Here is a 1,203-nt window from a genome sequence, read left to right as displayed (position 1 = left end):
CTAGTGCCGCGGCAAGGAACGTCGACGTCGTAACACGGCTTGATCAGGATCTTGAAGGGTTGGAGGCTGTCGCCCGAGGAGGTGGGCGATGGCACGGCCTGCAGAGGTGTTCGCCCGGGAGCTGTCCGAGGCGGAGGCGGAGCGTCTGGTCAAGATCACCAGGACGACGAAGGACCGGGTGCGGTTGCGCCGCGCGGGGATCGTGCTGGCCTCGACCCAGGGCCGCAGCGCGACCGACGCCGCGGCGATGTTCGCGATGACCGCGGCGTACGCGCGGGAGGTGATCCACGCGTTCAACGACCAGGGGTTCGCCGCACTGGACCCAAAATGGAGCGGGGGCCGGCCTCCTAGGTTCGGCCCCCAAGCCCGGGAAACGATCGCTCGGGTCGCCAAGACCGCCCCGGCCCAGCTCGGCTGGCCGTTCACGACCTGGAGCCTGTCCAAGCTCGTCGAGCATCTGCGTGAGCGCGAACAGATCGTGGTCAGTACCGAGACCGTTCGCCAGGTGCTGCGCACGGCGGGCATCAGCTGGCAGGCCACCAAGACCTGGAAAGGCAGCCGGGACCCCGAGTTCACCGTCAAGAAGGACCGGATTCTCCAGCTCTACGACCAGGCCACGACCGGCACCGTCCCCGACGGTGGACGGGTCGTGTGCGTCGACGAGTTCGGCCCGCTGAACCTGCAGCCCCGCCCCGGGCACGGCTGGTTCCCGCGCCGGCGCCCGACCCGCCGGCGGGCGACCTACACCCGCACCGGCGGGGTCCGGCACATGTACGCCGCGCTCGACCTCGCCAGCGGGCAGATGTTCTACCGGTTCCGCGACCGCAAGCGCAGCCAGGAGTTCCTCGACTTCCTGCGCCAGCTACGGCAGCGGTTCCCGACCGGGCGACTGCACGTGGTGTGCGACAACTTCTCCCCACACCGCCACCACCGGGTCGCGAGCTGGTGCGCAGCCCACGACGTCGAGCTGGTGTTCACCCCGACCCACGCCTCCTGGCTGAACTGGATCGAAGCCGAGTTCACCGCGCTGCGCTACTTCACCCTCGACGGCAGCGACTACCCCTCCCACACCGCCCAGGAGGCCGCGATCGCCGGCTACGTCCGCTGGCACAACCGCCACGCCACTCCGAAACGCCGCTTCGCCGCCAACTCCAAGATCCGCCGACCCGATTACCTACCCAACGTTGCCTGACGCGGCACTAG

The 1,203-nt window shown here is 69.3% G+C and carries 1 protein-coding gene; it reads left to right on the top strand.

Going from position 1 to position 1,203, the window contains the following annotated elements; translation table 11 throughout:
- Positions 1-88: 88 nt before the first annotated feature.
- Positions 89-1,192 (top strand): IS630 family transposase, encoded by a 1,104-nt coding sequence (locus C8D89_RS28640; protein WP_116711545.1) that lies wholly within the window; start codon positions 89-91, stop codon positions 1,190-1,192.
- Positions 1,193-1,203 lie beyond the last annotated feature (11 nt).

The sequence above is a fragment of the Actinomycetospora cinnamomea genome (assembly GCF_003096675.1).
Taxonomy (GTDB): Bacteria; Actinomycetota; Actinomycetes; order Mycobacteriales; family Pseudonocardiaceae; genus Actinomycetospora; species Actinomycetospora cinnamomea.
This window is presented reverse-complemented; position numbering and strand designations above follow the sequence as displayed.